Annotated in this window: 7 protein-coding genes; 4 read left to right on the top strand and 3 right to left on the bottom strand. The window is 64.7% G+C overall.

All coding sequences use genetic code 11. The annotated features are described in order from the left end of the window. Positions 1-135 precede the first annotated feature (135 nt). The gene (locus tag Q0982_RS15180; RefSeq protein WP_299396911.1) at positions 136-672 is read left to right on the top strand and encodes a L,D-transpeptidase; all 537 of its coding nucleotides are present in this window, start codon (positions 136-138) and stop codon (positions 670-672) included. A gap of 153 nt (positions 673-825) precedes the next feature. Next, positions 826-1,443: a hypothetical protein gene (locus tag Q0982_RS15175; protein WP_299396909.1), complete on the top strand. Its 618-nt coding sequence runs from the start codon at positions 826-828 to the stop codon at positions 1,441-1,443. Between the two features lie 187 nt (positions 1,444-1,630). On the opposite strand, the gene Q0982_RS15170 is transcribed toward Q0982_RS15175, so the two are convergent. From Q0982_RS15170 to Q0982_RS15160, 3 genes are all read right to left on the bottom strand, one after another. Then, on the bottom strand, positions 1,631-2,332 hold the full coding sequence (locus Q0982_RS15170; protein WP_299396907.1) for a YggS family pyridoxal phosphate-dependent enzyme: 702 nt from the start codon (positions 2,330-2,332) through the stop codon (positions 1,631-1,633). A 22-nt stretch (positions 2,333-2,354) separates the two neighbouring features. Next, positions 2,355-3,182: a sulfotransferase domain-containing protein gene (locus Q0982_RS15165; RefSeq protein WP_299396906.1), complete on the bottom strand. Its 828-nt coding sequence runs from the start codon at positions 3,180-3,182 to the stop codon at positions 2,355-2,357. A gap of 94 nt (positions 3,183-3,276) precedes the next feature. Next, positions 3,277-4,104, bottom strand: a complete 828-nt coding sequence (locus tag Q0982_RS15160) for a sulfotransferase domain-containing protein (RefSeq protein WP_299396904.1) — start codon at positions 4,102-4,104, stop codon at positions 3,277-3,279. A 495-nt stretch (positions 4,105-4,599) separates the two neighbouring features. Between Q0982_RS15160 and Q0982_RS15155 the strand changes: the two genes are divergently transcribed. Then, positions 4,600-5,634, top strand: coding sequence for a porin (locus tag Q0982_RS15155; RefSeq protein WP_299396903.1), 1,035 nt, complete (start codon positions 4,600-4,602; stop codon positions 5,632-5,634). Between the two features lie 210 nt (positions 5,635-5,844). Then, entirely contained in the window at positions 5,845-6,420 is a 576-nt protein-coding gene (locus Q0982_RS15150; protein WP_299396901.1) for a DUF3576 domain-containing protein, read from the top strand. The last annotated feature ends 95 nt before the right edge of the window (positions 6,421-6,515 follow it).

Raw genomic sequence — 6,515 nt, 5'->3', positions numbered from 1 at the left:
GCCCAGATCGGCGGCTCGGCTATCCTTCAGCCCTGCGATCCTTGAGCCCTACTGTCCCTGAAACCGTTTCCTTGATGTGCCCCTCCTTGAGATCGCTTTGTTGAGATCCCCGGCGCCCGGGATAGACTGGCGCTCATGGAGCTGGTGGTGACACGCGACGGCGAGGCCTATCGGGCGCGCTGGGGCGAACAGCAGTGGCGCTGCGCTGTCGGACGCGGCGGCTTCACAACGATCAAACGCGAAGGCGACGGCGCCACCCCCGTGGGGCGCTGGCCGTTCCGGCGCCTGCTCTACCGCGCCGACCGCCTGCCGAAACCCGAGACGGCTCTGTCCGCCGCGGCCATCGCCGCAGAAGACGGCTGGTGCGATGCCCCCGACGACCCGGCCTACAACCAGCCCGTCCGCCTGCCCTATCCGGCGAGCCATGAGGTGATGCAGCGCAGCGACGGACTCTACGATCTGGTGGTGGTGCTGGGCTACAATGACGACCCGGTCGTGGCCGGGCTCGGCTCAGCCATCTTTCTCCATGTGGCGCAAGACGACTATCGGGGAACCGAGGGCTGTGTCGCCCTGGCGCAGGCGGACCTGCTGCGCGTGCTGGCGGAAGCGGGACCGGGCGACGCGGTCCGGGTCGTCGACGGCGATCCCTCAGAGCGCGCCAGAGACCCGTGACGTGCCAGATGCCGGGTGAAGCCCTGCCAGCCCGACCAACACAGTGTGCCCGATCAACGCATTGTGAGTGCGGCAGCCGGGAACCTTGGAAACGCCCGCAGCTCCGCCTACGTACTTCCTAGGGCACAACCAACGATTTCTGGAGCCCGGGTCATGACATCATCCCGTTTCGGTACTGCAGCAGATGCCGGTAGGCCACGGCGGATTCTTCTTCTCAGCGCCGTCATGGCCGGCCTCACTGCGCTCGGCGCCTGCGCCGGCAATCAAGGCGTGGTCTACAACAAGAACTTCACAGCCGGATACTCGCCGGACAGTCTGGCGGCCCTGCGCACCCCGTTGCTCGTGGAGACCTTTGGGGCGCCGGCCGCCGGGGTCTCCCAGGCGGCGGTGACAGCCTCGACCGTGGACGGCCTGCGGGCATCGGGGCCGCGCTGGGCGCGCCTGGGCTACAGCGGCAACCCCGGCGACGCGCCGAACCCCGCTTACCGACTGCGCTTTGCCTACGGCGCCGAGCGGAGTTTCTCGCGCCAGGATTTCTGCAAGACCGACCGGGAACCCGGCAATGTCACGACGGACGGCAGCACCACCCGTACGGTGGTCGCCCTCTGCCGCGGCGAACGCTTCGTCAGCATCGCCGAGGGATCGCCCGGTCAGGGAACAGACATCGGCTCCGAGCGGTTCTCCAACTTCGTCGGGGCGATCGGCCGGCAGGTGATGCCGCGCGAGAACCCTGTGATCGAGAACGAATGCCTGTTCCGGGCCTGCGACTAGAGCGGATCATGCTTAGACGGAAACGCTTTGGGTTTCCGTCTAAGCATGTGAATCCGCTCTATTTGTAACATTTAGAGCAGATTCACCGGCTTGATGGATCGCCCCCCTAAATGACGATGGGGCCAATTCCATCAAACGCGGATCTGCTCTAGAGCCTGCCTGAAGCTGGAGCCCGCAAAGCAGCCCCTTACGCCGGCGCCGCCTTGACCGGACGGGGACCGAAGACACCGGTACCGACCCGCACCAGATCGGCGCCGAAGCGGATCGCCGTTTCGTAGTCCGCGCTCATCCCCATGGACAGGGCGAGCGGCGCGCCGCCCCGGTTGCGCCGCGCGATTTCCCGCAGCAGGGCGAAGTGCAGAGCCGGCTCCTCGTCGACCGGCGGGATGCACATCAGCCCCGCGACCTTGAGTCCCAGGCCGCGGCACGCGGCGATGAAGGCGTCCGCCTCGGCAGGCGGAACACCGGCCTTCTGTGGCTCCTCGCCGGTGTTGACCTGGATGAAGCAGTCGGGATGCAGACCCCGCTTCTCGCTCTCCTGCGCCAGGGCGCGGGCCAGCTTCGGGCGGTCCACCGTCTCGATCACGTCGAAGAGCGCAAGGGCATCCTTGACCTTGTTGGTCTGCAACGGGCCGATGAGATGCAGCCGCAGATCCGGATGGTCCTCGCGCAGCGGTGGGAACTTGGTCTTGGCCTCCTGCACCCGGTTCTCGCCGAACAGACGCTGGCCTGCGGCCAGAGCTGCGCGGACCGCCTCGGCGGGTTGCACCTTGCTGACCGCGACCAGGTTTACCGCCTGGGGGTCGCGGCCGGCATCCTCGGCCGCCGCCGCCATACGGCGGCGCACCTCCGCCAGGTTCTCGCCGATGTTGGCGCCAAGGTTGGCCATGCCTTCCGGTCCTCGCTGCCCCTTACAAATAACCGAAGCGGCGCATCTGGGTACCATGGTCGCGTTCGATGCGCGCCACCTGTCCGGCGCTCAGCACCTCCCGCCACCCCCCCGAACGCCCCGCGCGAAAGAACTTCTCGCTGTGCACGGAACGTTCCGAGAAACCCTGTTCCGCCTCCTGCTTCTGCAACTGGTCGAAAGAGGAAAAGGCGATCGCCTTTTCGATCCGGCCGCTGTCGTTGGAGATGCCGAAGCGACGGGCGACCCGCGAGAACTGGTCCTGGGGCGCCGCCACCATGTCCTCGTAGCGCAGCGTATAGATGCCGGGGTGGTTCCATCTGGTCCAGGATTCAACGTGGTTGCACCAACTGCTCTGCATCTCGTGAACGATGGTGCCTGCCATGGCGGCCGCAATGGCGCCGGGATCAGCCAGCTTCTCGATCATCTCGTCCGTGGTCAGGCCGAAGTGATCTGCGGCCGAGAGCACCACGTCGCGCGGGTCGCGGATGATGTAGAGGGCCCCGAAGATGGCCTTCATCGAAAAGATCGGATGCCCGTGATTCTCGCCGAGATAGCTGTGGGTCTTCATCGGAATGACGTTGGTGTTCAGGCTGACCGCGCGTTCCTGCGCCCGGACGCGCAGCGCCGCGACCTGGGCCGCATCGAGGTCGGCCACAGGCCCCTTGCAGAAAGGCTGAAACCAACGTTCCGCGGGCTCGGAGGGGCAGATCTGGCCAATGCGGTTCAGGGGCAGCGGCTCCGCCGGATCGACGATGAGGTTTGCCAGAAAGGCGCGCATCCAGGTGTTGCCGGACTTCGGGTAGGACGCCAGCCAGAGGATACCCGGCATGCCTAGCGCCCTCCGACGGCGCCGGGCCGGCGGGATGCCGAGCAACGGGAAGCAAATCGGCGAGAGGCTGCAGCGGCAATCATCGGTGCGATCATCACAGATATCCGAAGCGTTTCATCTGGACGGCGTGATGCCGCTCGACGGCGGCAGACTGGTTCGCGGTCAGGGTCTCGCGCCAGGATCCGGCCCGTCCGGACCGAAAAAAGCGTTCGCTGTTCACCGATTTCTCGGTGAACCCCGTGGCCTGTTCCTGGGCCTGCAAGGCCTTGAAGGAAGAAAATCCGACGGCCCGGGCGATCCGCTCGTCGTCACTGGAGATCCCCAGTTTGCGGGCCAGGCCGCCGAGCTGGCCCAGGGAGTCGGCGAGCATGTCCTCGTAGCGCAGGACGAAGAGCGGGGTATGCCGCCACTTGGTCCAGGACCGGACATGATCGGACCAGCTGCCCATCCGTTCATAGACCGTCGTGCCGGCCAGGGGCCGCCCCCGGGCCGAGGGATCGGCCATCATCTCGATGGTCTGATCGATGCTCAGGCCGTAGTGGTCCGCTGCGGAGATCGCCACGTCACGCGGGTCACGGACGATGTAGATCACCCCGACGCTGGCTTTGACCGAAATCGTGGGATAGCCGTAGTCCTTGCCAAGAAAACTGTGGGTTTTCATAGGCATGATGTTCTTGTTGATACTGGCTGCGCGGTCCTGGGCCCGCACCCTGAGCGCGGCGATCTTCTTGTTCGGAAGCGCGCCGGGCGGACCCTTCGTGAAGGGCTTGAACCAGACTTCGTTGGGCTCGCTGGAGCAGACCTCGTTGATGCGCGCCAGCGGCAGGGGTTCCGGCTCGTCGAGAATGAGGTTGGCCAGGAAGACCCGCATCCAGGTGTTGCCGGATTTGGGGTAGGAGGCCAGCCACAGTATTCCGGGCATCGACAGGAACCTCAGAGTGCAATCGATTGGAGTGTAACGGGTGAACTGAGTGTAACGGGAGGCTGGCATCACGGCGCCGCGGCGGGAGCCGCAGAGCGAAGGCCGCCCCCTACGGCCGGGCCGTAGGGGGCATCGCACTTTCTTCTGCTCTAGGCAAAAGGCCGCCGCTGCGCAAGCGCCGGCTTCCGCCTCTGGGCCGTGGACGGGACCAGTCCGGTCGATTTTCCCTCTATAGGCGAACAATATAATGGTTAGTTGCCCGAAACGCGCAACTCAACGTTCTCTCAAGATTCTAAGGGCTGCTCGGAAGTCCCTGGCAGGACGCCAAAAAACCGAACTGTTGCGCCAAAGGCACAGTGTGTCGCAAAAACAACTTAACACGCTTGCGCCCCCTTGCGATCCCCGCACCGGGCGAGTACCAACGGATATCCCGTGGCTTGGGGTACCCACAATAGACACCGTATTTGGAGCTTTTCGGAAATGAAAAAAGTTTTGATGGCAAGCAGTGCCATTGTCGGGGCCGCGGTTCTGGCCGCCTCGCCTGCTGCCGCCCAGACGCTGGAGCTGAACGCGTTCCAGTTCTTTATCGTGTCTGGCGGTGACTCGGACGAGGACAGTTCAGATCGGGGTTTTGCCTTCTCGACGAACACGGAAGTGCACGTCAAGGGCGAGATCATGGCCGACAACGGCATCACCTTCGGCTTCCGGGTCGAGTTCGAGGCTGACTCCGGCGAAACCAACAACGTCGACGAGAACAGCATCTACGCTCAGGGCAGCTTCGGTAAGCTGGAATTCGGCAACAACGACGGCGCCGAAGACACCTTCATGGTGAACGGCTCGAACTCCGGCGTTGACTACGGCGGTGTCGGTAACCCGACCTCGAACTTCCTCGACACGGCTTTTGCCGGTAACACCCGTACTTCCGTCGACTTCGCCAACGGCGTCGACAGCAGTGACGGCACGAAGATCACCTACACCACGCCGAACTTCAACGGCTTCAGCGCCGGCGTCAGCTACACGCCGGACACCGACGACGGCGGCGACGGCAACAGCTTCAACGCTGAAGATTCCGATGGTATTCACGACCACATCGGTATCGGCCTCGGCTTCGACGGCGAGTTCAACGGTGTTGGCGTTGAGATCGGCCTGGTTGGTGCTTTCGGTAAGGCTGATGCCGAGCCCGAAGACGACGTCTATGGCATCGGCGGTGGTGCAGCCATCAGCTATGCCGGCTTCACCTTCGCTGTTGGCGGTATCTTTGACGATGCCGACGGCAACGGTGGTGAGGGCTATGCCTTCGACGCCGGTATCGGCTATGCCACCGGCCCGTGGTCGTTCTCCGTCAACGGCATTTACTCCGAAGACGACGACTCCGACGATGAGCTGCTCGCTGGCTCCGCCAATGTCGGCTACAGCGTGGCCCCGGGCGTGCGCATCTTCCTCACCGGTTATGTTGGCGAGGAAGATCTCGGCGCCGGTGGCACCAACGACATCGTTGCAGTCACCAGCGGTCTCGGCGTTTCTTTCTAAGCCGAACCAAGACTGTTACTGGTCATGGGCGGCGCCGTCAGGCGCCGCCCATTTCTTTTGCCCGCCTTCGGGCCCTGTGATATCTACGCCCTGTAACATCTACGCTCCCGGACTTCGGGCCGCCGCTGCTCAGCAATCCAGGAGTACGAGAGACAGTCAAACGCACAACAGAAACGCACGACGCCAAACGCACGCAGGAACGTGAGAGCGATGACCTTGGAAGCGACGACAAGACCCGCCGAAGAACGCAGAACCCCGGCCGGCAAGCGGCTGGGCCTCTCTCTGACGGCTGCCGCCGCGATGCTGGCCCTGGCCGGCTGCGGCCTTGGGGGCGAGCCCGTGTATTACGACGAAACGGCTGAAAAGCTCGCTGACACCCGTGGCTCCATCCTCGGCGATGACCAGATCGGGATCGGCAACGACCGCGACCAGCCGGACAATCTCAGCGGCGGCGATGCCGGGATCGGCGTGAATTCCTATCTGTGGCGCGCCTCCCTTGATACGGTGTCGTTCATGCCGCTGGCCTCGGCCGACCCCTTTGGCGGCGTGATCATCACCGACTGGTTTTCCCCGCCCGAGTCCGCCGGCGAGCGCTTCAAGATCAACGTCTACATCCTCGGCCGCGACCTGCGCGCCGACGGCGTGCGGGCGGCCGTGTTCCGCCAGCTCCAGGACCCGCGCAGCGGCGCCTGGGTCGATGCGGCGGTCGAGGACCGGACACCGGTCGACATCGAGAACGCGATCCTTACCAGGGCCCGGCAGCTGCGCATCGCCTCGATTCAGTAGCCGGCACCGCTGCCACGGCAGCGCGAGGGGCGGCAGGAAGGATCGGCAGGATGATGTACGCAGCACCGTACGCTGCGGCGCCCGGCGTACGTCTG

Source organism: Pelagibius sp., from assembly GCF_028281305.1.
GTDB lineage: Bacteria > Pseudomonadota > Alphaproteobacteria > Kiloniellales > Kiloniellaceae > Pelagibius.
This window is presented reverse-complemented; position numbering and strand designations above follow the sequence as displayed.